23 protein-coding genes are annotated in these 23441 nt (G+C 56.8%); all 23 read left to right on the top strand.

The annotated features are described in order from the left end of the window. Window positions 1-91: 91 nt before the first annotated feature. The 23 genes from RHM65_RS23005 (at window position 92) to fliL (ending at window position 23434) form a co-directional block, all read left to right on the top strand. Window positions 92-1018, top strand: a complete 927-nt coding sequence (locus tag RHM65_RS23005) for a ketoacyl-ACP synthase III (protein ID WP_322168453.1) — start codon at window positions 92-94, stop codon at window positions 1016-1018. Window positions 1019-1098: 80 nt separating this feature from the next. Further along, window positions 1099-2391, top strand: coding sequence for a motility associated factor glycosyltransferase family protein (locus RHM65_RS23000; protein WP_322168455.1), 1293 nt, complete (start codon window positions 1099-1101; stop codon window positions 2389-2391). After that, complete coding sequence (locus tag RHM65_RS22995) at window positions 2388-2651, top strand: hypothetical protein (RefSeq protein WP_322168457.1); 264 nt, start codon at window positions 2388-2390, stop codon at window positions 2649-2651. The genes RHM65_RS23000 and RHM65_RS22995 overlap by 4 nt, the downstream gene beginning before the upstream one ends. 452 nt (window positions 2652-3103) lie before the next feature. After that, window positions 3104-4291: a flagellin gene (locus RHM65_RS22990; protein ID WP_322168459.1), complete on the top strand. Its 1188-nt coding sequence runs from the start codon at window positions 3104-3106 to the stop codon at window positions 4289-4291. A 271-nt stretch (window positions 4292-4562) separates the two neighbouring features. Then, a complete protein-coding gene (locus tag RHM65_RS25565) occupies window positions 4563-5594 on the top strand; it encodes a flagellin (protein WP_416194788.1) in 1032 nt (343 codons plus the stop codon). Between the two features lie 75 nt (window positions 5595-5669). Further along, the gene (locus RHM65_RS22975; protein WP_322168461.1) at window positions 5670-6032 is read left to right on the top strand and encodes a flagellar protein FlaG; all 363 of its coding nucleotides are present in this window, start codon (window positions 5670-5672) and stop codon (window positions 6030-6032) included. An 82-nt stretch (window positions 6033-6114) separates the two neighbouring features. Further along, window positions 6115-7545 (top strand): flagellar filament capping protein FliD, encoded by a 1431-nt coding sequence (gene fliD / locus RHM65_RS22970; protein ID WP_322168463.1) that lies wholly within the window; start codon window positions 6115-6117, stop codon window positions 7543-7545. 125 nt (window positions 7546-7670) lie between these two features. Then, the gene (gene fliS / locus RHM65_RS22965; protein ID WP_322168464.1) at window positions 7671-8051 is read left to right on the top strand and encodes a flagellar export chaperone FliS; all 381 of its coding nucleotides are present in this window, start codon (window positions 7671-7673) and stop codon (window positions 8049-8051) included. A 26-nt stretch (window positions 8052-8077) separates the two neighbouring features. Next, window positions 8078-8374, top strand: coding sequence for a flagellar protein FliT (locus RHM65_RS22960; RefSeq protein WP_322168466.1), 297 nt, complete (start codon window positions 8078-8080; stop codon window positions 8372-8374). Window positions 8375-8539: 165 nt separating this feature from the next. After that, a complete protein-coding gene (locus tag RHM65_RS22955; RefSeq protein WP_322168468.1) occupies window positions 8540-10015 on the top strand; it encodes a sigma-54 dependent transcriptional regulator in 1476 nt (491 codons plus the stop codon). A gap of 121 nt (window positions 10016-10136) precedes the next feature. After that, window positions 10137-11351: a sensor histidine kinase gene (locus RHM65_RS22950; protein ID WP_322168470.1), complete on the top strand. Its 1215-nt coding sequence runs from the start codon at window positions 10137-10139 to the stop codon at window positions 11349-11351. Beyond that, window positions 11351-12775: a sigma-54 dependent transcriptional regulator gene (locus tag RHM65_RS22945; RefSeq protein ID WP_322168472.1), complete on the top strand. Its 1425-nt coding sequence runs from the start codon at window positions 11351-11353 to the stop codon at window positions 12773-12775. The genes RHM65_RS22950 and RHM65_RS22945 overlap by 1 nt, the downstream gene beginning before the upstream one ends. A gap of 206 nt (window positions 12776-12981) precedes the next feature. Continuing rightward, on the top strand, window positions 12982-13308 hold the full coding sequence (gene fliE / locus RHM65_RS22940; RefSeq protein ID WP_322168474.1) for a flagellar hook-basal body complex protein FliE: 327 nt from the start codon (window positions 12982-12984) through the stop codon (window positions 13306-13308). Between the two features lie 14 nt (window positions 13309-13322). Beyond that, window positions 13323-15110, top strand: a complete 1788-nt coding sequence (fliF, locus tag RHM65_RS22935; RefSeq protein ID WP_322168476.1) for a flagellar basal-body MS-ring/collar protein FliF — start codon at window positions 13323-13325, stop codon at window positions 15108-15110. Then, window positions 15103-16122, top strand: a complete 1020-nt coding sequence (gene fliG, locus RHM65_RS22930; RefSeq protein ID WP_322168478.1) for a flagellar motor switch protein FliG — start codon at window positions 15103-15105, stop codon at window positions 16120-16122. Before fliF ends, fliG begins: the two co-directional genes overlap by 8 nt. A 10-nt stretch (window positions 16123-16132) precedes the next feature. Beyond that, a complete protein-coding gene (fliH, locus tag RHM65_RS22925) occupies window positions 16133-16975 on the top strand; it encodes a flagellar assembly protein FliH (RefSeq protein ID WP_322168480.1) in 843 nt (280 codons plus the stop codon). Then, entirely contained in the window at window positions 16965-18326 is a 1362-nt protein-coding gene (fliI, locus tag RHM65_RS22920) for a flagellar protein export ATPase FliI (RefSeq protein ID WP_322168482.1), read from the top strand. The genes fliH and fliI overlap by 11 nt, the downstream gene beginning before the upstream one ends. 2 nt (window positions 18327-18328) lie before the next feature. After that, a complete protein-coding gene (fliJ, locus tag RHM65_RS22915) occupies window positions 18329-18778 on the top strand; it encodes a flagellar export protein FliJ (protein ID WP_322168484.1) in 450 nt (149 codons plus the stop codon). Between the two features lie 106 nt (window positions 18779-18884). Beyond that, window positions 18885-19190 carry an STAS domain-containing protein gene (locus RHM65_RS22910; RefSeq protein WP_322168486.1) on the top strand — a complete coding sequence of 102 codons (306 nt, stop codon included), beginning with the start codon at window positions 18885-18887 and terminating at the stop codon, window positions 19188-19190. Between the two features lie 3 nt (window positions 19191-19193). Beyond that, entirely contained in the window at window positions 19194-20900 is a 1707-nt protein-coding gene (locus tag RHM65_RS22905) for a fused response regulator/phosphatase (RefSeq protein WP_322168488.1), read from the top strand. Window positions 20901-20936: 36 nt separating this feature from the next. Beyond that, the gene (locus RHM65_RS22900; RefSeq protein ID WP_322170832.1) at window positions 20937-21290 is read left to right on the top strand and encodes an Hpt domain-containing protein; all 354 of its coding nucleotides are present in this window, start codon (window positions 20937-20939) and stop codon (window positions 21288-21290) included. Window positions 21291-21362: 72 nt separating this feature from the next. After that, window positions 21363-22811 carry a flagellar hook-length control protein FliK gene (locus RHM65_RS22895; RefSeq protein WP_322168490.1) on the top strand — a complete coding sequence of 483 codons (1449 nt, stop codon included), beginning with the start codon at window positions 21363-21365 and terminating at the stop codon, window positions 22809-22811. A gap of 128 nt (window positions 22812-22939) precedes the next feature. Further along, complete coding sequence (gene fliL, locus RHM65_RS22890; protein WP_322168492.1) at window positions 22940-23434, top strand: flagellar basal body-associated protein FliL; 495 nt, start codon at window positions 22940-22942, stop codon at window positions 23432-23434. Window positions 23435-23441: the final 7 nt, after the last annotated feature.

Genomic DNA, 23441 nt, shown 5'->3' with positions numbered 1-23441 from the left:
GTCGCTCCTTGGGACGACATAATCTCTGATTGAAAGCCCCCTCGACATTCGCGAGTGGTGGTATTCAGCAGCACATGATTGGGAAGCCATAATGATTGGCATAAAAAGCATAGCGAGTTACGTGCCCGTAGCCGGCGTCGATAACTACGCACAAGGTGCCAAGTTCGATAAGAACGAAGACTTCATCCTCGGCAAGATTGGCTCTGCCTTTCTGCCGCGCAAAGAGGCTGAGCAAGAAACCTCGGATCTGTGCGTTGAGGCGGTGAACGCGTTGTTTGCGAACAACCCGGATCTCAAGCGCGAATCCATTGATGTACTGATCGTCGTTACCCAGAACGGTGACGAAGAAGGCCTACCCCACACGGCGGCCATCGTTCAGGACAAGCTGGGGTTGCCCACCACCGTCGCCGCCTTCGATATTTCCCTCGGCTGCTCGGGTTACGTCTACGGCATCTACGCGATCAAAGGCTTCATGGAAGCCACGGGCATGAAAAACGGCCTGCTGGTGACTGCTGACCCGTATTCGAAAATTGTCGACCCGCAAGACCGCAACACCACCATGCTGTTCGGTGACGCGGCCACCGCGACCTGGATAGGTGAAGACGCGGCGTGGCAGTTGGGCAAGGCCAAGTTTGGTACCGACGGCTCGGGCGCACCGCACCTGAAGGTCAGCAACGGCGTGTTTTTCATGAACGGCCGTCAAGTGTTCAATTTCGCGTTGGTAAAAGTCCCGGCGCATTTGCATGAACTGCTCGACGAGTCCGGCCTGACAGGCGACGACATTGACGCTTACTGCATTCACCAAGGCAGTGCGGCCATTGTCGATGCCGTGGCACGGCGCTTCGAAGGCGAGCCAGAAAAATTCATCAAGGACATGCTTGAGACCGGGAACACCGTGTCGTCGAGTATTCCGCTGTTGTTAGAGAAGCATGTATTGAATTCAACCTGGAAACGCGTGGCAATCAGCGGTTTCGGGGTGGGCTTGTCGTGGGGATCGGCGATTCTCCACCGCCCGTAAAGGCAGCCGACAGCTAAGTGGCGCTTCAGGTGAAGTAACCTGAAGCGCTATTTTTTTGCGCAGGGTTTGAGCGAGGCCGCATGAGCGAATGTTTTCAGCAAAATGCCACAGTCCTGGGTCGTCGTTGGCCGACGGTGTTGTCCCGCCTAGTAGCCGAAGAGGGTGAGGCATTGCAGATTGAGTGGGTGCAAGGGCTGGACTCAACCCTGAGAACCGGCGGCATCCAACTGACCAGTCGTCATGACCGCGACGCTGAGGCGCGGCTTCAGGCTGCCATCCTTACTGTTGAAAGTCCGCTGTTGCACGTTTATGGCACCGGCCTAGGCGATCTGCAACGGGTGTTGCTTGAGCGTCCAGCCCTTGAGCGTTTACACGTCCATATCCTCAATGGCGGGCTGTTCAAGCGGGTGCTTGAACTGCTCGACCAAACGGCATGGCTGAATGATCCTCGGGTAGCGCTTTGCTACGCGGCTGACTGCCCGGATATCCAGTTGCCGTTCTTTGCGTTGCCGGGTGAACTCGAGTTGGCGGATGGGCTAAATGCCAGAATTCGCGATCGGCTGATCAGCGAAGTGCACTTGAGCTTCAATAACCGCCATTTCGACCCGCAGGCTCCTGAGATCCTCCAGCGTTTGCAGGACAACCTTGAATGCGTGCGCGGTGATGCGGACGTCGCTGAGCTTTTCGCTACGCAGCCGGGGCGTGAGGTTTACGTGATCGGCACCGGGCCAACCCTGGAATTGCACTTTGAAAAGCTCTTGGCTCTCCGTGCGCAGTCGCCGCGACCGCTGTTCATCAGCGTTGATACGGCCTATCGGCCGTTGCTGGAGCACGGCATCAAGCCGGACCTGGTGGTCACCGTCGATAAAAACATCACGCTGCGGCATTTGCCGCTAGAGGGCTCAGACGATCTGCCGCTGGTCTACGTGCCCATGAGCAACCCAAGCGTAGTGCAGGGCTGGCGAGGGAAGCGCTACACCGCCTATTCCGCCAGCCCGATCTATGCCGAACTGCGCCAACAGCTCAGCAAAGCACAACTCAATGTGGGCGGCAGCGTGATGCACCCGGCGGTGGACCTGGCGGTGAAAATGGGGGCCACACAGATCACTTTGTTCGGTGCCGACTTCGCCTTTCCAATGAATAAAACCCATGCGGGTTGGAATGACGGTGATTTGGGCCCCGGTGCGGACCTGGCCAAACATTGGGTGCTCGATGGTCATGGGCAACGGGTCAAGACGCAACTCAACTTCCGTGGTTACCTGATCGTGCTAGAGCGCTACATTGCCGCACATCCCGACGTGCGCTTCTTCAACAGCAGTCGGGCGGGCGCCATGATCGCGGGCACTGCCTACGACCCGGAGTTTTGCCAATGAACCCTGCGCCAGAGTTGACCCTGGCAGCGCGCCAGTGCGCTGGGCTGTTTCGATTGGGACGGGATGTCGAGGCGGTGTCTGAGATGGTCGAGCTGTTTACCCGGCTGATGCCGCTGTTTTCTGAAGAGCCGGCCGAAGTGCAACAGGAATGGCTGCGGTTGCTGACAGTGATGTTGGCCTGCCAGGAGGCGCGCGACGTACTGGGGCTGGCGGATTATCTCGAATGTGAACTCGTTGAATTGTTGGGGTCACGTCCCTGAATTTCTGTGCCGTACCCAAACGCCTGAATCTGAGGAGCCAACGTGTTGGCGAGAAGGCTTGACGCGGTTGCCAGATACGCCGCCTCGCCAAAAAGTTGTTATCTACAGTAGCTCGGCCAGCCGAAAATTTTCGGCATTCATGAATGTCTGAATGTCTGAATGTCTGAATGGCTTGATGCGACCATCGATCAGTGTCGATCAGCTCACCTTCCCCACATTTCTTCCCTCTTTTCTTATATTTTTTCGCCAAAAAATAAATCCTTATAAAATCGCTGCTTATAACTTAAATACCCTACATATGTCGGGTATTGGTGCTTGCTAATATCCAAACAGTCTTAAAAAGCACATTAAAGCCACTTGTAATTTTTCCGATAACCATTTGTAGGCGTTCAGGGCAAGCCGGATGCAGCCCGCTTTTGAGCGCCAGCAATCTTTATTGAGAGGAATTCACCATGGCTTTAACCATTAACACCAACACTGCTTCGTTGTCGGTTCAGAACAGCCTGAGCCAGAGCTCTGATTCGGTGAACACCACCATGTCGCGTTTGTCTTCCGGCTTGCGCATTAATAGCGCTAAAGACGATGCCGCCGGTATGCAGATTGCGAGTCGCCTAACCACACAAATCAGAGGCATGACCGTTGCCATCCGAAACGCTGGCAACGCCATCTCTATCGCCCAAACCGCCGAAGGGGCGATGGACAAATCAGCCAGCCAGTTGCAGCGGATGCGCGAGTTAACGATTCAGTCTCAAAACGGCAATAACGGTCCCAAAGAGCGCATCGCTCTTAATGCCGAGTTCAAACAAAATCTGGAGGAACTCACCCGGGCTTCTAAGTCTGTGACCTTCGGTGGCGATTTGAACGTAATGGACGGCAGTGCGGGCACCTTGACCTTTCAAGTCGGGGCTAACGCAGGTTCTAACGAGAAGATCAGTCTCTCGCTGTCCGACGACTTTTCCTCAGAGTCATTATTTGTGGCGGCTAAAAATGTGGCCGCTGTCCAGGAGGACGCTACCACCACCGGTTCTAAAGCCATCGTGGCGGGTGAGTACACAGCGTTTTCAATCGACGGGAAAGGCAGTCGCAAGACCACTGGCGATGAGGTGCTGGAGGCCGCCGTTGCTGATAAAACCATAGCGTTGGACCTCTTAAAGGAAGAGCTGGCCGCGTTGCCCATGCCGCCCGCGCCAGCCGTTACCCCGCCTGGCGGCACCCCCCCTGCGCCTGACCCAGCCGCAGTTGCCTATGAGGCGAAGTTAGCCGAAGTCGCAGCTGCCCAAGAGGAGAAGAACGTGGCCGACGCAGCACTAAAAGTTGACCTGGACAAGAAGAAGCCCTTAATCGACAAGGCCATTTCCGACAACCTGGATTCAACCCTCAAAGCAATCGACGCGGCGCTGCAAAAAATCAACAGCGCCCGCGCCGAGTTGGGGGCCAAGCAAAACCGCCTGACCAGCACCATCTCGAACCTGACCAACATGGTGCATAACGCGACGTTTTCTCGGGGGCAGATCCAGGATGTCGACTACGCCGCAGAGACTGCCGAACTCACTAAGCAACAAATTCTGCAACAAGCTTCCACGGCGATTTTGGCCCAGGCCAATCAATTGCCGGCGGCGATTCTGAAGTTGCTGCAGTAAACAAAACGCCTTCGGGCAGCTGCCACCCTGACGTCCTTTTGGGATGTCAGGCCTCAAAAGATTGGGAATTGATGGTTTGAACCGGTAATGGACAACGAGGAACAAAGCCCTGCAACCCCCGACAACTGTAGGGATGTCAGGGTAATGGCAATTTTTTTTAAAAAAGCCCTCAAGCTCCGTGCGGTTACGACGATAACCATCATGAAGGTTCTCTAGCCATCCCGGCGGTTGCCAGGGCCGGAAGCCGCAATAACCAATCGATGAGGAATTCATTATGTTAGGCGTAAACACAAACATTGCTTCCCTGGCGGTTCAGAACAACCTGAACAGAGCGTCTGACGCACTGACCACTTCGATGACTCGTTTGTCCTCCGGCCTGAAAATCAACAGCGCTAAAGATGACGCAGCCGGCCTGCAGATCGCTAACCGCGAAACCAGCCAAATCCGCGGCCAAACCGTAGCGATCAAAAACGCTAACGACGGTATTTCGATGGCGCAAACCGCTGAAGGCGCGCTGCAAGAATCAACCAACATTCTGCAACGTATGCGTGAACTGTCAGTTCAATCACGAAACGACAGTAACAGCAGCTCAGACCGTGTGGCCCTGAACGCTGAATTCGGTCAAATGTCTGACGAATTGACCCGTATCTCTGCAAGCACCAGCTTGAACGGCAAGAACTTGCTGGACGGCTCGGCCGGTACATTGACCCTGCAGGTCGGTTCTAACACCGGTTCGGCTAACCACATTAGCTTGGCATTGGGTGGTAAGTTCGACGCTTCATCGCTGGCAGTTGCCAGTGCTTCAGTATCTGTTTCGGGTACTTCGGATACTCAAGCGATCGCTGGGGTAACGGGTCAGGCTTCTGCAGCTTCAGCTGGCTCCACCGCATCTACTGCATCCGTTGCTTCGGATGCTAGCCACCCTACCGGTCAGGCTTCAGCTGCTGCAACTACAGGGACAGCTTCTGTCGCTTATGTCGCTTCTGTAGCGTCTGCTCCATCTGTTGCCGGTACCGCTAGCGGCAACATCGACAACGCGATCACCGCGATCGATGCTGCATTGGCAACCATCAACAGCACCCGTGCAAACCTGGGTGCTTCGCAGAACCGTCTGTCCAGCACCATCGCCAACCTGCAAAACGTAAACCAGAACGCCACGGCTGCACTGGGTCGTATTCAAGACACTGACTTCGCATCTGAAACGGCTAACCTGACTAAACAGCAAACGCTGCAACAGGCCTCTACCGCTGTTCTGGCCCAAGCTAACCAACTGCCTTCCGCTGTACTGAAACTGCTTCAGTAATTTCGGAAAGAGTTTTAGCGGGGGAGCGCGTTTACGTGCTTTCTCGCTTTTTTGCTTTTAGAGGAGGTGATGGACATGGATATGAGCGCCAAGCTGAACTCGACTTACCCGACGCCCGTGCCCGTTACGACGGCTGCTGCCAAGCCCGCTGCGCCGCCTCCGGTTGCTACTCCTGCTACAACTGTTGCGGCAATGTCGGCAGACAAAAGCACGGACGCAGACAAATTGAAGTTGGCCGTCCAACAGATCGAGAAATTCGTGGATGCCGCCAAGCGCAACCTGGAATTTTCCATCGATGAGCGCTCGGGTAAGGTGGTAGTTAAGGTGATCGCCAGTGAAACCGGCGAAGTTATTCGGCAGCTTCCTTCGGCAGAGGTGCTGAAATTGGCAGACAGCATGAAGGATGCAAGCAGCGTGCTGTTTTCAGGCAAAGCATAAAGCTGGCATGAATTGTGTTTTAAGTTCTTTTGACCGCTTAGTGGTCAAAAGACTGTCGTAAAAAAGAAAGGAGATCCACCTAATGGCAAGTCCAATTACTACCAGCACGGGCCTTGGTTCAGGCCTGGACATCGGGTCGATTGTTAATGCATTGGTTGCGTCTGACACCATAGCCGATACGACCCAGATCAAGTCTCAAACCGCCGATGTAACGGCGAAGCTGTCCGGTGTCAGCCAGCTGAACAGCGCCATGGCGACCTTCCAGACAGCTCTAACCGCTTTGAGCAGCCCCACCGCTCCAGCGTTTACCGGTTTTTCTGCCTCTTCGTCGACTCCGGCAACCTTGACCACCACGTCAGATAACACGGCAGTGAGTGGTAACTACGTGATCGCCGTGCAACAACTGGCCACCGGTTCTAAAGTCGCCAGTGCCTCTTTTTCTGGCGGTGCTACCAGTGCCATTCCGACTGGGACCTTGAACATCAGTCAAAATGGCACTTCGTACAAAGTCACTATTCCAGACGGCTCGACGTTGCAGTCAACCCGCGATGCGATCAACACGGCACTCAAAGGTAACGGGATTACCGCCAACATCGTGACGGACGCCAATGGCTCGCGTCTGGTGTTGGGCTCTACCAATACCGGTGCTGGCAGCGACCTCAGCGTCAGCGGTATTGCGGGCCTTGAAATCAACGGCACTACGGCAATGGACGGCACCTCCGGCAGCGCTGGTTATGTCGGGGCTGTTGCTCAGAATGCGAAGTTTACCGTCGACGGTTTGGCGGTGAGCAGCGCCAGCAACACCGTGACCCCTATCAGCGGCATCAGTATGACGCTGCTGGCGGGGGCAGGCGCAACCTCTACGGTGACCGTTGCGACCAACACCTCGGGGCTGCAGACATCCCTGCAAACCTTCATCAATGCCTACAATGCATTGACCAAAACCCTCAATACGCTAACGGCGCCTGGTGCCATCGCGGCTAACGGCACAGTGGGCGATGGCGGGGCGATGGCGAACGACCCGTTGCCACGCTCATTGATTTCTTCTCTTCGCAGTGTGCTGGTGACGCCTGGACCGGGCAGTCAATTGTCGGTGCTCTCGCAGTTGGGTATTCAGACTTCGCAGGCGGACGGGACCTTGAGTTTGGACACCGTCAAGTTTGCGTCGGCAATGAATGACAAAAACCTGGGCGGGCAAGTCCAGGCCCTGTTTTCTGGCACACCCAATGCCGATGGCACGGCTGGTGCCAACGGTATGCTGGTGCGCATGGGAAAGATCCTCACGCCCTATACCCAGTCCGGCGGCATTCTGGCAACGCGTACCTCCACCTTGACTGCCCAGCAAAGTGACCTGACGGATCGGCAGACTGCGCTGAACACGCGGACCGCCGACCTGACGACTCAACTGACGGCGAAGTACAACGCGATGGATTTGATTGTGGGACAGCTCAAAGCTACCGCGACCAGCATCACTTCGTTCTTTGCATCGTTGAATGGGTCAAAAACAGGCTAACTGAGATCGATAAAAAAACCCGGCTGCGCTTGTCTGCATGCCGGGTTTTTCATTCCAGGTCTAAAGTTTCAGTGTGTTGCGTCGATAGCCTGTTATACGAATTTTGAGATTTTATGAGGCAGAACATGAACCCGATGTTAGCTCTACGGCAGTATCAGAAAATTGGTGCGCAGGCTCAAACGTCTGAAGCCAGCCCGCACCGCTTGGTGCAAATGCTGATGGAAGGCGGCCTGGACCGTATTGCTCAAGCCAAGGGCGCCATGGAGCGCAAAGACATACCAGGCAAGGGCACGCTGATCAGCAAAGCCATCGGCATCATCGGTGGCTTGCGCGAAGGCCTGGACATGCACAACTTGGCGGACACCCTGACCGCTCAAGACAATCTGTACATGTACATGATGACCCGCCTGGCCGAAGCCAATATAAAAGATGACCCAAAAATTCTCGACGAAGTCAGTGACCTGTTGCGCACGGTCAAAGATGGCTGGGATGCGATTGCGGTCTAATTGCCTGCTGTTCTGAGGAAAGCACCATGAGTCTTGCATTGCAGCGTATCGAAGAAACCCGTGAAGCCTTAGTCGGTGCGCTGGCAGAGCGCGACTGGAATGCTATCGGTCAATTGGACCTGGCGTGCCGCGCCTGTGTCGATGACGTAATCAGCGAAAGTCCGCTCGACGAAACGGCAGTGCGCAGTAATTTGGAAGAGTTGCTAGGGGTTTATCGCCAACTGCTTGAGGTCGCCACGGGTGAGCGCCAAGCGATAGTCGATGAGATGTCGCAGATCCAGCATGCCAAAAACGCGGCAAAGGTTTACCATCTGTTCGGTTAACGCTGGGTGGATCAAAAGCAGTGCGCCATAAATTTGACATTGTATGGCTTTTTGACTTAACTAGTGATGCTTACCATTTTCTGGCGTCTAATTTGCCGTATGGGCTATAGATGCCAAGCTGCCTTATTTCATGGGCATTGAGTTGACTAGGGAAGTTGCTATTGCATGTGGCGTGAAATCAAGATTCTGCTGATTGATGACGATAGCCAACGCCGCCGTGATATGGCGGTTATTTTAAATTTTCTCGGCGAAGAAAATTTGGCCTGTTCAAGCCAGGAGTGGCAGCAGGTGGTTACTCCTCTGGCCTCGACCCGTGAAGTGCTATGCGTGCTGGTTGGCGCAGTCAGCGCGCCGGGGACCCTTCAAGGATTGCTTAAGACAATCGCCGCGTGGGATGAGTTCCTTCCAGTCATGTTAATGGGTGAAGTCTGTTCCGTTGACCTGCCGGATGATCTGCGCCGGCGTGTCTTGTCTTCCCTGGAAATGCCCCCGAGCTACAGCAAGTTGCTGGACTCTCTGCACCGTGCGCAGGTCTATCGTGAAATGTACGATCAGGCCCGTGAGCGCGGTCGTCATCGTGAACCGAACCTGTTTCGCAGCCTCGTGGGTACCAGCCGCGCGATTCAGCATGTTCGGCAAATGATGCAGCAAGTCGCGGACACCGACGCCAGCGTCCTGATCCTCGGGGAATCCGGCACCGGCAAGGAAGTGGTCGCGCGTAATTTGCACTATCATTCCAAGCGTCGTGATGCGCCGTTCGTGCCGGTCAATTGCGGTGCGATTCCCGCCGAGTTGCTCGAAAGCGAGTTGTTCGGCCATGAGAAGGGTGCGTTTACCGGGGCGATCACCAGCCGTGCCGGGCGCTTTGAACTGGCCAATGGCGGTACGTTGTTCCTCGATGAAATTGGCGACATGCCGCTGCCGATGCAGGTCAAGCTGCTGCGCGTGCTGCAAGAGCGTACCTTCGAACGCGTTGGCAGCAACAAGACTCAAAGTGTTGACGTGCGAATCATCGCTGCGACGCACAAGAATCTTGAAAGCATGATTGAGGTCGGCACGTTCCGTGAGGACCTTTACTACCGCCTGAACGTTTTCCCAATCGAAATGGCCCCACTGCGTGAGCGCGTAGAAGACATTCCGTTGTTGATGAACGAGTTGATCTCGCGCATGGAGCACGAAAAACGTGGCTCGATCCGCTTTAACTCGGCCGCCATCATGTCGCTTTGCCGCCATCCTTGGCCGGGTAACGTGCGTGAACTGGCGAACCTTGTCGAGCGTATGGCGATCATGCACCCGTACGGTGTGATTGGCGTTGTTGAGTTGCCGAAGAAATTTCGCTACGTCGATGATGAAGACGAGCAATTGGTCGACAGCCTGCGCAGCGACCTGGAGGAGCGGGTGGCGATCAATGGCCACACGCCGAATTTTGGTTCTAGCGCGCTGTTGCCGCCTGAAGGTCTGGACCTCAAGGATTATTTGGGTGGGCTTGAGCAGGGCTTGATTCAGCAGGCATTGGACGACGCCAATGGCATCGTGGCCCGTGCCGCTGAAAGACTGCGTATTCGCCGCACCACGCTGGTGGAAAAGATGCGTAAGTACGGCATGAGCCGCCGTGAGGGTGATGAGCAGGCAGATGATTGACGCCCGGATTTTCGCCTGATAACTAAACCCCTGAATATTCAGGGGTTTTTTTTAGGCACGGGTATTGCTACGTCAGTGGCTACACACCGTTTAATGACGGTTCGCCATGCGAGAGATCACTATGCCCCAGGCCGCTCTGTTGTCTTCTGCCGTTCCTCTCGGAGCGCAGCCCTCTCTAGAAGAAGAGAGTCGGGCTGGTCTTGAGCAGGCGTTCTCGCTGTTCAATCAGATGTCGAACCAGTTAAGTGACTCTTACAGCTTGCTCGAAGCGCGGGTCGCCGAGCTTAAAGGCGAGCTGGCCGTTGTCAGTGCGCAACGGATGCAGGAGCTGGCCGAGAAAGAGCTGCTGGCCAACCGCTTGCAAAACCTGTTGTCGTTATTGCCCGGTGGCGTAATCGTCATCGACGACCACGGTCGAGTGCGTGAAGCCAACCCGGCGGCTTGCGATTTGTTGGGCGAACCCCTGGCGGGCGAGCTGTGGTGGCGAGTGATCGGGCGCTGTTTCGCGCCGCGTGACGATGACGGTCATGAAGTCTCGCTCAAAGACGGGCGGCGGCTGTCGATTGCTACGCGTTCACTCGACGCCGAGCCAGGGCAGTTAGTGCTGTTGACTGACCTTACTGAAACCCGTCACTTGCAGGAACAGCTGGCTCGCCATGAGCGCCTGTCATCGTTGGGCCGAATGGTTGCCTCGTTGGCGCATCAAATTCGCACGCCGCTGTCCGCCGCGTTGATCTACGCCAGTCATTTGACTGAGCAAGAGTTGCCGGTGGCGACTCAACAGCGGTTCGCTGGCCGCTTGAAAGAGCGTTTGCACGAGCTTGAGCATCAGGTGCGCGACATGCTGGTGTTTGCTCGCGGTGAGCTGCCGATGACCGACCGCCTTGCGCCGCAGCAATTGTTTCAAGCCTTGCAGGCGTCGGCCCAGACTCAGGTGCGAGAGATGCCGGTGCGCTGGCAATGCGATCCGCTTGAGGGCGAATTACTCTGCAATCGCGACACCTTGGTGGGTGCACTGCTCAACCTGATTGAAAACGCGATCCAAGCCAGTGCCGGTAAGGCCCGCTTGAAAATACACCTATACGGGCGCGGCGATACCCTTCGTGTCTGCATCAGTGACAACGGCAGCGGTATTGATGCCGCGGCATTGGCACGGATTGGCGAGCCGTTTTTCACCACCAAAGCGACCGGTACCGGTTTGGGCTTGGCGGTTGTCAATGCAGTGACGCGTGCGCATCAGGGGCAGTTACAGTTTCGCTCCCGTCCGGGCCGTGGCACTTGCGCGATTATTTCCCTGCCATTGATACCCGCTGCCAACGTAACAGGCCTCAACTGATGGCGATCAAAGTATTACTGGTCGAAGATGACCCGTCGCTGCGTGAAGCATTGGGCGAAACCCTGTTGCTGGCCGGTCATGATTTTCGCGCGGTCGGTTCTGCCGAGGAAGCGCTGGAGGCGGCGGCCGAAGAGCTGTTCAGTTTGGTGGTCAGTGACGTCAACATGCCGGGCATGGACGGCCACCAGTTGCTGACTGCCCTGCGCATTCGCCATCCGCAGTTGCCGGTGTTGCTGATGACAGCGCACGCGGCGGTTGATCGTGCCGTAGATGCGATGCGTCAGGGCGCGGTGGACTATTTGGTCAAACCGTTCGAGCCCAAAGCACTCATGGAACTGGTTGCGCGCCATGCATTGGGGCGTCCTGGACCGGTTGATGGCGAAGGGCCGGTAGCCGCTGAGCCTGCCAGCGCGCAATTGCTGGACTTGGCGGCGCGGGTGGCGCGCAGTGATTCGACGGTACTGATTTCTGGTGAATCCGGTACCGGCAAAGAAGTGCTGGCACGCTACATTCATCAGCAATCGACCCGCGCCACCAAACCGTTCATTGCGATCAATTGCGCGGCGATCCCGGACAACATGCTTGAGGCGACCTTGTTCGGGCATGAAAAAGGCTCGTTCACTGGCGCAATCGCCGCCCAAGCGGGCAAATTCGAACAGGCTGACGGCGGCACCATTCTGCTGGACGAAATTTCGGAAATGCCGTTGGGTCTGCAAGCCAAGCTGCTGCGAGTGCTGCAAGAGCGAGAAGTTGAGCGCGTGGGTGCGCGCAAACCCATCGCCTTGGATATTCGCGTGCTGGCCACCACCAACCGCGATCTGGCCGGTGAAGTGGCGGCCGGGCGGTTTCGGGAAGACCTTTACTACCGGATTTCGGTGTTTCCGTTGGCATGGCGCCCATTGCGCGAGCGGACCGCCGACATTCTGCCACTGGCTGAACGCTTGCTGTCTAAACACGTCAATAAAATGAAACATGCTGCCGTTAGATTGTCGGCAGAGGCTCAAGCCTGCCTCATCGGCTACCCGTGGCCGGGCAATGTGCGTGAGTTGGACAACGCGATTCAACGCGCATTGATCTTGCAGCAGGGCGGCGTCATTCAAGCGCAAGACTTCTGTTTGGCCGGGCCGATAGCGGCCTTGCCTCTGCCTGCGTTGGGCGTACCCACTCAGCCACGGCTGGTCGCAGCGGCGCGCGTGCCGTTGGAAGGTTCACTGCCCGACGCCCCGGCAAGCGAATCTGCCGGCGCCTTAGGTGATGACCTGCGGCGCCGTGAGTTTCAAATGATTATCGACACCCTGCGCGCCGAGCGTGGGCGTCGCAAAGAAGCGGCCGAACGGCTGGGCATCAGCCCTAGAACCTTGCGTTATAAATTGGCGCAGATGCGTGATGCCGGGATGGATGTCGAGGCTTATTTGTTTGCTTGAAGTAAAAAGAAGCCCTGTTTGCCAGGCCTTGGTCTACCGCGCCAGGCGGCGGAAATTCAGCCCCTGCACAGATAGCTACGCATCTTAACCCCTCGTCGCTGCGTTCTATGTCAAAATGCCAGCACTCAGCTGGCACCCTTGTTGCTATGTCATAGATAACCGCTTAACGAGTGTCAAAAATCTGCGGCCCTTTTGAGAGAAACGTCATGAGCCAAGGTGTTGAATTTAATCGCTTGATGTTGGACATGCGCTCCATGCAAATGGACGCCATGTCGATGCCGAAGGCTGCAAGCACTCCCGCTGTGGGCACCAGTAGCTTTGCGGACATGCTCGGTCAGGCGGTCAACAAGGTGAACGATACCCAGCAGGCTTCCAGCCAATTGGCGAGCGCGTTCGAAGTCGGAAAAAGCGGTGTAGACCTCACCGACGTGATGGTCTCCTCGCAGAAAGCCAGCGTTTCGTTCACCGCGCTGACCCAGGTTCGCAACAAGCTGGTTCAGGCGTATCAAGACATCATGCAGATGCCGGTTTAAGGACGATTTGAGTCATGGCTGAACCAGTCGGCGACAACCTGCCCGCTAAGTCGGGCGCCGCTTCGGGCAAGTCGCCTTTGTTCGGTTTGTCATTTCTGGAGAACCTTGCCGAAATGACCATGCTGCGGCAGGTCGGCCTCATGGTCGGTCTGGCAGCCAGTGTGGCGATTGGTTTTGCTGTGGTGCTCTGGTCGCAGCAGCCCGATTACAAGCCGCTTTATGCCAGCCTTGCAGGCATGGACACCAAACAAGTCATGGAAACCCTGTCCGCAGCGGACATTCCATACACCGTTGAGCCAAGCTCCGGTGCCTTGTTGGTCAAGTCCGACGATCTGCAGCGCGCCCGGATCAAGTTAGCCGGCGCCGGTGTTGCGCCAAGCGACGGTAACGTCGGCTTCGAAATTCTCGACAAAGACCAAGGGTTGGGTACCAGCCAGTTCATGGAAGCCACGCGTTATCGGCGCGGCCTTGAAGGTGAATTGGCGCGGACCATCTCTAGCTTGAACAACGTCAAAGGTGCGCGGGTGCATCTGGCGATTCCAAAAAGCTCGGTGTTCGTTCGTGATGAGCGCAAGCCAAGCGCGTCGGTATTGATCGAGTTGTACGCGGGCCGTTCATTGGAGCCAGGCCAAGTGCTGGCGATCATGAACTTGGTGGCGACCGCCGTTCCTGAATTGAGCAAGTCGCAAATCACCGTGGTCGATCAGAAGGGCACACTGTTGTCCGATCAGAACCAGAACTCCGAATTAAGCATGGCCGGCAAGCAGTTTGATTACAGCCGCCGGATGGAAAGCATGCTGACCCAGCGTGTGCAAAGCATTCTGCAACCGATTTTGGGCAATGACCGTTACAAGGCAGAAGTGACGGCTGACGTTGATTTCAGCGCTGTTGAATCGACTGCTGAAAGCTTCAACCCCGATCAACCTGCCTTGCGCAGTGAGCAATCAGTCAACGAACAGCGCACGTCCAGTTCAGGGCCGTCGGGGGTTCCAGGTGCCTTGAGCAACCAGCCGCCGGGTCCGGCGACTGCGCCACAAAGTGCGGGTGCGGCGAGCAGTTCCGCCACCGCGTCGATTCAGCCAGGCCAGCCGTTGCTCGATGCGAACGGCCAGCAAATCATGGACCCGACGACGGGCCAGCCAATGCTCGCGCCGTACCCGGCAGACAAACGCCAACAGTCCACCAAGAACTTCGAGCTGGACCGTTCCATCAGCCATACCAAGCAGCAGCAGGGTCGGGTTAATCGTTTGTCGGTGGCCGTGGTCGTGGACGATAAATCCAGGATTGACGCCAAGACCGGCGACGTCACCCACATCCCGTGGAATGCCGATGAGCTGGCGCGCTTTACCCGATTAGTGCAAGACGCGGTGGGTTTCAACGCCAGTCGTGGCGACAGCGTAAGCGTGGTCAACGTGCCATTCGCACCTGATCGTGGCGAAGTGATTCCTGACATAGCGTTCTATTCGCAGCCATGGTTCTGGGACATTGTTAAACAAGTGCTGGGTGTGTTGTTCATCCTGGTCTTGGTATTTGGTGTTCTGCGCCCGGTACTCAACAACATCACCAGCGGTAAGAGCCGGCAACTGCTCGGCTCTGAGGGCGATGTTGAACTCGGTGGCATGGGCGGACTGGGTGGCGAATTGGCTAACGACCGCGTAAGCCTCGGTGGACCGCAGAGCATCATGCTGCCTAGCCCCACCGAAGGTTATGACGCGCAATTGAATGCGATCAAGAGTCTGGTGGCTGAAGACCCGGGTCGCGTGGCTCAGGTCGTGAAAGAGTGGATTAATGCAGATGAGTGAAACTCGAGCGCTTCCCACCAAATTGACCCGGGTTGATAAGGCCGCGATTTTATTGCTCTCCCTCGGTGAAACCGACGCCGCACAAGTGCTCCGGCACATGGGGCCAAAAGAGGTTCAGCGGGTCGGTGTTGCCATGGCGCAAATGCGCAATGTGCACCGCGAAGAAGTCGAACTGGTCATGAGCGAGTTCGTTGAAATCGTCGGCGACCAAACCAGCCTGGGCGTCGGTGCCGACGGTTACATTCGCAAAATGCTCACCCAAGCCCTGGGCGAAGACAAGGCCAACGGCCTCATCGACCGGATCCTGCTTGGCGGCAACACCAGCGGCCTGGACAGCCTTAAATGGATGGAGCCCCGCGCCGTTGCCGACGTGATTCGTTACGAACACCCGCAGATTCAAGCGATCGTGGTGGCGTATCTGGACCCGGACCAAGCCGGTGAAGTGCTGGGTCATTTCGATCAGAAAGTGCGGTTGGACATCATTCTGCGGGTATCCTCGCTCAATACCGTTCAGCCTGCGGCCCTGAAAGAGCTGAACCAGATTCTGGAGAAACAGTTCTCCGGTAATTCCAACGCAGCGCGCACCACCTTGGGCGGTATCAAGCGTGCTGCCGATATCATGAACTTCCTCGACAGTTCGGTGGAAGGTCAGTTGATGGACGCGATCCGCGAAGTCGATGGCGAATTGTCGACGCAGATCGAAGACTTGATGTTCGTCTTCAACAATCTGTCCGATGTTGACGACCGTGGTATACAGGCATTGCTGCGCGAAGTGTCTTCCGATGTGCTGGTGTTGGCGCTCAAAGGCTCCGACGAAGCGATCAAGGAAAAGATTTTCAAGAACATGTCCAAGCGCGCCGCCGAATTGTTGCGCGACGATCTCGAAGCCAAAGGCCCGGTGCGCGTCAGCGACGTAGAAACCGCGCAGAAAGAAATCCTCACCATCGCTCGCCGTATGGCCGAAGCCGGAGAAATCGTTCTCGGTGGCAAGGGCGGCGAAGAAATGATCTGAGGACCGACACATGTTTAGTCCGAAAAAAGAAGCACCCAGCGAACTGATTCGCGCCAAGGACGTGGGCGGCTTCGATATTTGGTCGCTGCCCAGCTTCGACCCGTATCAAGAGCCACCGCCAGAGCCAGAACCAGCTCTGGAAACCCCGGCCGAGATGGAAGAAGTGCCGCTGGACGAAGTTCAGCCGCTGACCCTCGAAGAGTTGGAAGGTATTCGTCAGGAAGCCTATAACGAGGGCTTTGCAACCGGCGAGAAAGAAGGTTTTCACAGCACCCAACTTAAGGTTCGTCACGAAGCTGACGTAGCCTTGGCTGGCAAGCTGGCCAGTCTTGAGCGCTTGATGATGCACTTGCTTGAACCCATCGCCGAGCAGGATTCGCAGATTGAAAAATCCCTGATCGAACTGGTCGGTCATATCACCCGTCAGGTCATTCAGCGCGAACTGGTCACCGACTCCAGCCAAATCGGCCGGGTCTTGCGTGACGCCTTGAAGTTGTTGCCCATGGGGGCGCAAAACATTCGGATTTTCATCAATCCTCAAGATTTCTCGCAAGTCAAAGCCTTGCGCGAGCGCCACGAAGAAACCTGGCGCATCGTTGAGGACGATACCCTGGAGGCCGGAGGCTGTCGGGTTGAAACCGAATACAGTCGCATCGACGCCACCATTGAAACCCGTATTTCCCAGGCACTGGCGAAGATGTTCGACCAGTTGCACGATCAAGCGCTGCACCCGGCAGCACCCGACCTGAGTGTTGATCTCGACGCGGTGCCAGCAGTTGCCGCTGTTGTGCCGTCCGCCGCCGAGCCGTCCGTTGAGCCCGTGATTAAAAAAGAAGCCGCCGATGCACCTTGAGCGGACCAGCTTTAGTAAGCGCCTGAGCTCCTACACCGAAGCCATCGAATTGGCGGCTCAACCGGTGGTGGAAGGACGTTTGTTGCGCATGGTTGGCTTGACCTTGGAAGCTGAAGGTTTACGCGCCGCCATGGGCAGCCGCTGCGTGGTGATCAACGATGACAGCCACCACCCGGTGGAGGTCGAAGCTGAGGTCATGGGGTTTTCCGGTTCTAAAGTATTTTTGATGCCTGTCGGCAGCGTCGCGGGTATTGCGCCCGGTGCCCGGGTCGTCCCGTTGGCCGATACCGGTCGTTTGCCCATGGGCATGGGCATGCTCGGTCGTGTGCTCGATGGCGCCGGGCGTGCGCTCGACGGCAAGGGCGGCATGAAAGCTGAAGATTGGGTGCCGATGGATGGCCCCACCATCAACCCGCTCAAGCGCGACCCCATTAGCCAACCGCTGGACGTCGGCATTCGCAGCATCAACGGATTATTAACGGTCGGCCGTGGCCAACGCCTGGGTTTGTTTGCGGGTACCGGCGTCGGCAAAAGTGTCCTGCTAGGCATGATGACGCGCTTTACCGAGGCCGACATCATCGTGGTTGGGCTGATCGGCGAGCGCGGTCGTGAGGTCAAAGAATTCATCGAGAATATTCTCGGCGAAGAAGGCCTCAAGCGTTCGGTGGTGGTGGCTTCCCCTGCCGACGATGCGCCGCTGATGCGGATGCGGGCAGCCATGTATTGCACGCGAATCGCCGAATACTTTCGCGACAAGGGCAAAAATGTCCTGCTGTTGATGGACTCATTGACTCGATTTGCGCAGGCCCAGCGCGAAATCGCGTTAGCCATTGGTGAGCCGCCCGCGACCAAAGGCTATCCGCCCTCGGTGTTTGCCAAGCTGCCTAAGCTGGTCGAGCGTGCCGGTAATGCCGAGGCGGGTGGCGGTTCGATCACTGCGTTTTATACCGTATTGTCCGAGGGCGATGATCAACAAGATCCCATCGCGGATGCGGCGCGGGGCGTGCTCGACGGGCACATCGTGTTGTCCCGGCGGTTGGCCGAAGAGGGTCATTACCCGGCCATCGATATCGAAGCGTCCATCAGCCGGGTCATGCCTTCGGTGGTCACACCAGAACATATGCAGCAGGCGCAGCACTTCAAACAGCTGTGGTCACGCTATCAGCAGAGCCGTGATTTGATCAGTGTGGGCGCCTACGTGGCCGGCGGTGACCGTGAAACCGACATGGCAATCTCGCTGCAGCCCACACTGGTGCGGTACCTGCGCCAAGGGCTGAATGACAATGAAAGCCTGCAAGAAAGCGGCGCGCGGCTGGCGGCAGTGTTCAACCCTATCGCCGGCGGCGGTTAGTCATGGCTCAGCCCCGTGCAGTGCGTCTGGCACCGGTGGTCGACATGGCGGAAAAAGCCGAGCGTGCGGCGGTTCAGCGGCTCGGGCATTTTCAAGGACAGGTCAAGCTGGCAGAAACCAAGCTTGGCGACCTTGAGCGTTTCCGTACTGACTATCAAATGCAGTGGATCGAAAAGGGCGCCACCGGCGTCTCCGGCCAGTGGCTGATGAACTACCAAAACTTCCTTAATCAACTGGAAACGGCGGTCTCTCAACAACGACAAAGCCTGAGCTGGCACCAAACGAACCTCGACAAAGCGCGCGGCGCCTGGCAGCAGTGTTATGCGCGGGTCGAAGGCCTTCGCAAACTGGTTCAACGTTACATCGACGAGGCCCGGCAACTGGAAGACAAGCGTGAGCAAAAACTGCTCGACGAATTGTCCCAGCGGTTGCCCCGCCATGATTTTCTATAAGCGCCAGGTTCGTCAGTGCCGCCAAATAAGGAATTTGCTGCACGGTCATTAGAAATGCTAAAAACCTTTCTGCACTGTGCCCTTCGTTGACCCAAGGAATTCACACATGTCCGTTACTTCCGACCTCTCCCGCGACGGGGAAGAGCTGACCATTACCATCATCGGCCGCTTTGACTTCGCAGCGCACCAAGATTTTCGGAGTGCTTATGAAGGGGCCCAAGGAATCCCCCGGCGTTTTGTGGTCGACCTCAAAGGCACGAGTTACCTAGACAGTTCAGCACTGGGTATGTTGCTGCTGCTGCGCGACCATGCGGGCGGAGAAAACTCGAAGATAAGCCTGATCAACTGCAACAAGGACGTGGACACCATTCTGACCATCTCCAACTTTTCCAAACTCTTCACGATCGGCTGACCGGTGACCGGCGCGCCCGAGAGCCTGTGCATTTTGATTGCTGACGACAATGCCAGTGATCGCTTGCTGTTGAGCACCATCGTTCGGCGACAGGGTCATCGCGTGATAAGCGTCAGCAATGGCCAGGAGGCGGTGGAGGTCTTTGAGCGGGAGCGTCCACAGTTAGTGTTGCTGGATGCCTTGATGCCGGTCATGGACGGATTTGAAGCCGCGCGGCGAATCAAGCAGATGGCGGGCGAGTCGTTGGTGCCGATCATCTTTCTGACGTCGCTGAGCGAAAGCGAAGCGTTGGTGCGTTGCCTCGATGCCGGGGGCGATGATTTTGTTGCCAAGCCTTACAACCAAATCATCCTCGCGGCCAAAATCAACGCCATGGACCGCTTGCGGCGCTTGCACGAAACGGTGCTTCGACAACGCGATCAAATCACCAAGCACCACGATTACTTGCTCAATGAGCAGCGGGTTGCTAAGGCAGTGTTTGATCAGGTTGCGCACTCCGGCTGTTTGAGCGCACCGAATATTCGTTATCTTCAATCGCCTTACGCGCTGTTCAACGGCGATTTGCTGCTCGCGGCCTACACCCCGGCTGGGAACATGCACGTATTGCTCGGTGATTTCACCGGCCATGGTTTGCCTGCGGCAGTGGGCGCGATGCCGTTGGCCGAGGTGTTCTATGGAATGACCGCAAAGGGTTACGGTTTGGCGCAAACCCTTAGAGAGATGAACGCCAAGCTCAAGCGTATCTTGCCGGTGGACATGTTTTGTTGCGCGACCCTGTTGAGCGTCAACTTCAACGTGCGTCAGGTCGAGGTGTGGAACGGTGGACTGCCCGACGGCTATTTGCATCACGTTGCCAGCGGGAAGCGCACGCCGTTGGTATCGCGTCATTTGCCCCTGGGCGTGCTGGATCCCAATCGTTTTGATGACAAAACCGAAGTCCATCCGTTGGCGATGGGCGACCGGATTTTTCTATTGTCAGACGGGGTGCTCGACACCAGTGACATCGACGACCGCTTGTTTGGGGTGGAGCGCCTTAACACTGTTTTTGCGGCCAATCGCGAACCCGACGCGCTGATTGGTGAAATCCAGGAGGCCCTGAACGACTTCCGTGGAGACGTTAGGGATGACGTGAGTATGGTCGAAATCACCTTGGTCGAGCCCGAGTTGCTGGGCGCCCAAGTCGTGACCTATTCCGACAGTGGTGAGTCGAGCCCGCTGGACTGGTCGGTGAGTTTCGAATACCGCGCGGCGACCCTGAAACGATTCAATCCGCTCCCCTATCTGTTGCAGTTGCTGTTGGAAGTGCACGGGCTAAGGAGTCAAAGCGGCGCGCTTTATAGCGTACTGGCCGAGTTGTACACCAACGCGTTGGAACACGGAGTGCTTGGACTGGACTCCGGCCTCAAGCGCGATGCCTCGGGGTTTTCCCACTATTACCGAGAACGCAATAACCGTCTGGCTAACCTTGAAGAGGGCTATATACGCCTGCATTTGCAGGTGGTGCCTCTCGGAGACGGCGGGCGGTTGACTGTCCGCATTGAAGACAGTGGCGCGGGGTTTGACGTGAAACGTGCGATGAGTCTACCGACAGTCGGTCATGAGTTATCGGGGCGCGGACTCAATCTGGTCCGTAAGCTAAGTCAACATTGCCACTGGTCTGAGGATGGACGTACGGCATGCGTGGAATTTTCCTGGGGGGCTCAGGCATAATTCCCAGATTCTTGATCAAGGAGCGAACAAGTGGCGATGATCCATGTGGACTACGGTGTCTTGAGTAATTTGCAAGACGTCATGGAAAGTGAATACCCGATACTGATCGATACCTTTCTGGACGATTCAGAACAACGGCTGCTGCAGTTGCACCATGCGTTGTTGACCCAGGCTTCTTGCCTGGAAGGGCTGGGCATGGCGGCCCACAGCTTCAAAGGCAGCAGCGGCAATATGGGCGCCGCTCGGCTCGCCGAGCTGTGCGGACAGCTTGAAGAGCGCACCCAGCGCGGGGAAATGGAGGACGCGCCGGAATGGGTACACAAGATAGAGCGCGAATTTGCCACCGTCCGCCGTTTGTTCTGCGCAGAACGCCAGCGATTCTCTGAATAATCCAAGTCGAATAGAAAGCTGGCCCGTCGTTTGCTTAGTGTCTTTGTACTCGCGCCCCGTACGGAGACCGCCATGGCCCTTGCCCCTAATCCTCTTTTGCTGACTACCCCTGTAGTCAAGTCCCAACCGACGGTCGCCACCAACGTGGTAAAACCCGTTGAGACCGTCAAGGACAACACGCCCAGCTTCGCTCACGTGTATGCCAAACAGGCGGACCCCAAGCCAGCGGCGACCCATGAGGTTGCGCAAAAGCCAATCAAAGACAAAACCGTCGTTGCCAACGGCAAGGCTGTCCCGGACGCCAAGCCTGCCGCCTCCACGTCAGACGTTGCCGATAGCGGCAAATACTTGCCTGCCGACAAGGTTAGCAATAAAAGCGATGGGTCCGACGATAGCAATAACGATGACAAAGATTCGGATGATAAGGCGAAGGATCCATTGGCGCTCGACGCCGCGCCCGTCATCCCGGTTCCCGATCCAACCTTGATTGCCGCCGTTGCGCCGCCGGTCCCAGACCCTGCGCCACCGGTTGCCATCGCACCGCCGCCGATTGAAATTCCCGCGTCCATGGTTGCCCTTGTTGTTGCGCAGCCAGCCACTGCGGCGACCCCGGCGACTGCGGCCGCCGCTCCGGCGTTCGACCCTGCATCGGACCCGTTGGCGGGGCTCGCCGCTGTGCAGGTGGCCGTGCAGATCAACACGACTAAAGGTGCAGCAACGACCACCCCCACTGACGGCGTGACCGCGACCGTTGCTGACAAAAAAACTTCAACCACTCAAAAGAATACTGATCCGTTGCTGACAGTCGCCAATAACCTGGCGGTTCCTGTAGACCAGCAGCCGACCGATAACACCAGCACCAACACCGGTCCTGGCGATGGCGATCAAGCCTTCAAGGGCTTGATCGAAGGCGGACTGAAAGATACGAAAAGTGCAGCGTCCGATACCCGTGTCGATGACTTTGCCAACCGCTTGGCCGCGTTGAGTCAGGCGGTACAACCGAAAGCCGCAGTGTCTGCGCTAACTACCACCGCTGTTGCGTCGCCGTTAACCCAGCCGTTGGCGATGCACCAAAGTGGATGGAGTGAAGCGGTAGTAGACCGGGTCATGTACCTTTCAAGCCAAAACTTGAAGTCCGCCGATATCCAGTTGGACCCGGCTGAGTTGGGCCGTTTGGATATTCGCGTCAACATGGCCGCAGACCAGCAGACGCAAATCACCTTCATGAGCGCCCATGTTGGCGTGCGTGAAGCGCTGGAAGGGCAGATGTCCAAGCTGCGAGATTCGTTTGCTCAGCAAGGCCTAGGGCAGGTTGATGTCAGCGTTTTCGATCAGTCACGCGGCTGGCAGGGTCAGGGCCAGAACCAGCAACAGACCAACCAGGGCCAAGGCAGCAGTAGCGTCGCAAACAGCGGTTCTGACCGCCACGACGGCCTTGATGACGGCACGATTCAGGACGTGGCTGCTGTTAGTCAACCGATGACCGTCATTGGCAGTAGCCAGGTCGATTACTACGCTTGACCCTATTGGTAGCGGGCTTACCCGCTACTTCGGTGTGCCTGAGGCGCCGCCGCTCGCGTATCTGGCATAACACTTGCTCTTCTTCCGTCACGCATTACGAACTCCCCGAATAGTGACGGATTATTGGCATGGCGCAGAGCGAAGAAGTTAAAGACCCCGCCGTTAAAGGCAAACTCAAGCTCATTCTCCTAGTGGTGTTTGGGTTGCTGCTGGCCGTCGGCATTTCGGTAGGCGCAACCTGGTTTTTTCTGCATAAGGCGCAAGCCAAGCCCGTGGACGCGGCGCAAGCCGCTGATGTCAGGCTCCCTTCGATCTACGAACCAATGGCCCCAGCCTTTGTGGTCAACTTCAACCAAGGCGGCCGCCAGCGCTACATGCAGGTCAGTATTACCTTGCTGGGTCGCAATCAGGCTGACTTGGACGCGTTGAAAGTCCACATGCCGGTTATCCGCAACAACCTGGTCATGCTGTTCTCTGGACAGCCATTCGACTCGCTGCTCCAGCCGATCGGACAAGAACTGCTGCGTCAAAAAGCATTTGCCAGTGTGCAGGAAGTGGCGCAGAAAGAAGTCGGCAAAGTCGTCGTAGAGCAATTGCTTTTCACTAACTTCGTATTGCAGTAGGACCACG

The organism is Pseudomonas sp. CCI4.2, assembly GCF_034350045.1.
Lineage (GTDB): Bacteria > Pseudomonadota > Gammaproteobacteria > Pseudomonadales > Pseudomonadaceae > Aquipseudomonas.
The sequence above is the reverse complement of the archived record's forward strand: the minus strand, read 5'-3'. Positions and strand labels throughout refer to the sequence as shown.

Bases quoted from the DNA above. Each gene is read 5' to 3' on its own strand.
- RHM65_RS23005 (WP_322168453.1), top strand. From the start codon at position 92: ATGATTGGCATAAAAAGCATAGCGAGTTACGTGCCCGTAGCCGGCGTC.
- RHM65_RS23000 (WP_322168455.1), top strand. From the start codon at position 1,099: ATGAGCGAATGTTTTCAGCAAAATGCCACAGTCCTGGGTCGTCGTTGG.
- RHM65_RS22995 (WP_322168457.1), top strand. From the start codon at position 2,388: ATGAACCCTGCGCCAGAGTTGACCCTGGCAGCGCGCCAGTGCGCTGGG.
- RHM65_RS22990 (WP_322168459.1), top strand. From the start codon at position 3,104: ATGGCTTTAACCATTAACACCAACACTGCTTCGTTGTCGGTTCAGAAC.
- RHM65_RS22975 (WP_322168461.1), top strand. From the start codon at position 5,670: ATGGATATGAGCGCCAAGCTGAACTCGACTTACCCGACGCCCGTGCCC.
- fliD (WP_322168463.1), top strand. From the start codon at position 6,115: ATGGCAAGTCCAATTACTACCAGCACGGGCCTTGGTTCAGGCCTGGAC.
- fliS (WP_322168464.1), top strand. From the start codon at position 7,671: ATGAACCCGATGTTAGCTCTACGGCAGTATCAGAAAATTGGTGCGCAG.
- RHM65_RS22960 (WP_322168466.1), top strand. From the start codon at position 8,078: ATGAGTCTTGCATTGCAGCGTATCGAAGAAACCCGTGAAGCCTTAGTC.
- RHM65_RS22955 (WP_322168468.1), top strand. From the start codon at position 8,540: ATGTGGCGTGAAATCAAGATTCTGCTGATTGATGACGATAGCCAACGC.
- RHM65_RS22950 (WP_322168470.1), top strand. From the start codon at position 10,137: ATGCCCCAGGCCGCTCTGTTGTCTTCTGCCGTTCCTCTCGGAGCGCAG.
- RHM65_RS22945 (WP_322168472.1), top strand. From the start codon at position 11,351: ATGGCGATCAAAGTATTACTGGTCGAAGATGACCCGTCGCTGCGTGAA.
- fliE (WP_322168474.1), top strand. From the start codon at position 12,982: ATGAGCCAAGGTGTTGAATTTAATCGCTTGATGTTGGACATGCGCTCC.
- fliF (WP_322168476.1), top strand. From the start codon at position 13,323: ATGGCTGAACCAGTCGGCGACAACCTGCCCGCTAAGTCGGGCGCCGCT.
- fliG (WP_322168478.1), top strand. From the start codon at position 15,103: ATGAGTGAAACTCGAGCGCTTCCCACCAAATTGACCCGGGTTGATAAG.
- fliH (WP_322168480.1), top strand. From the start codon at position 16,133: ATGTTTAGTCCGAAAAAAGAAGCACCCAGCGAACTGATTCGCGCCAAG.
- fliI (WP_322168482.1), top strand. From the start codon at position 16,965: ATGCACCTTGAGCGGACCAGCTTTAGTAAGCGCCTGAGCTCCTACACC.
- fliJ (WP_322168484.1), top strand. From the start codon at position 18,329: ATGGCTCAGCCCCGTGCAGTGCGTCTGGCACCGGTGGTCGACATGGCG.
- RHM65_RS22910 (WP_322168486.1), top strand. From the start codon at position 18,885: ATGTCCGTTACTTCCGACCTCTCCCGCGACGGGGAAGAGCTGACCATT.
- RHM65_RS22900 (WP_322170832.1), top strand. From the start codon at position 20,937: ATGATCCATGTGGACTACGGTGTCTTGAGTAATTTGCAAGACGTCATG.
- RHM65_RS22895 (WP_322168490.1), top strand. From the start codon at position 21,363: ATGGCCCTTGCCCCTAATCCTCTTTTGCTGACTACCCCTGTAGTCAAG.
- fliL (WP_322168492.1), top strand. From the start codon at position 22,940: ATGGCGCAGAGCGAAGAAGTTAAAGACCCCGCCGTTAAAGGCAAACTC.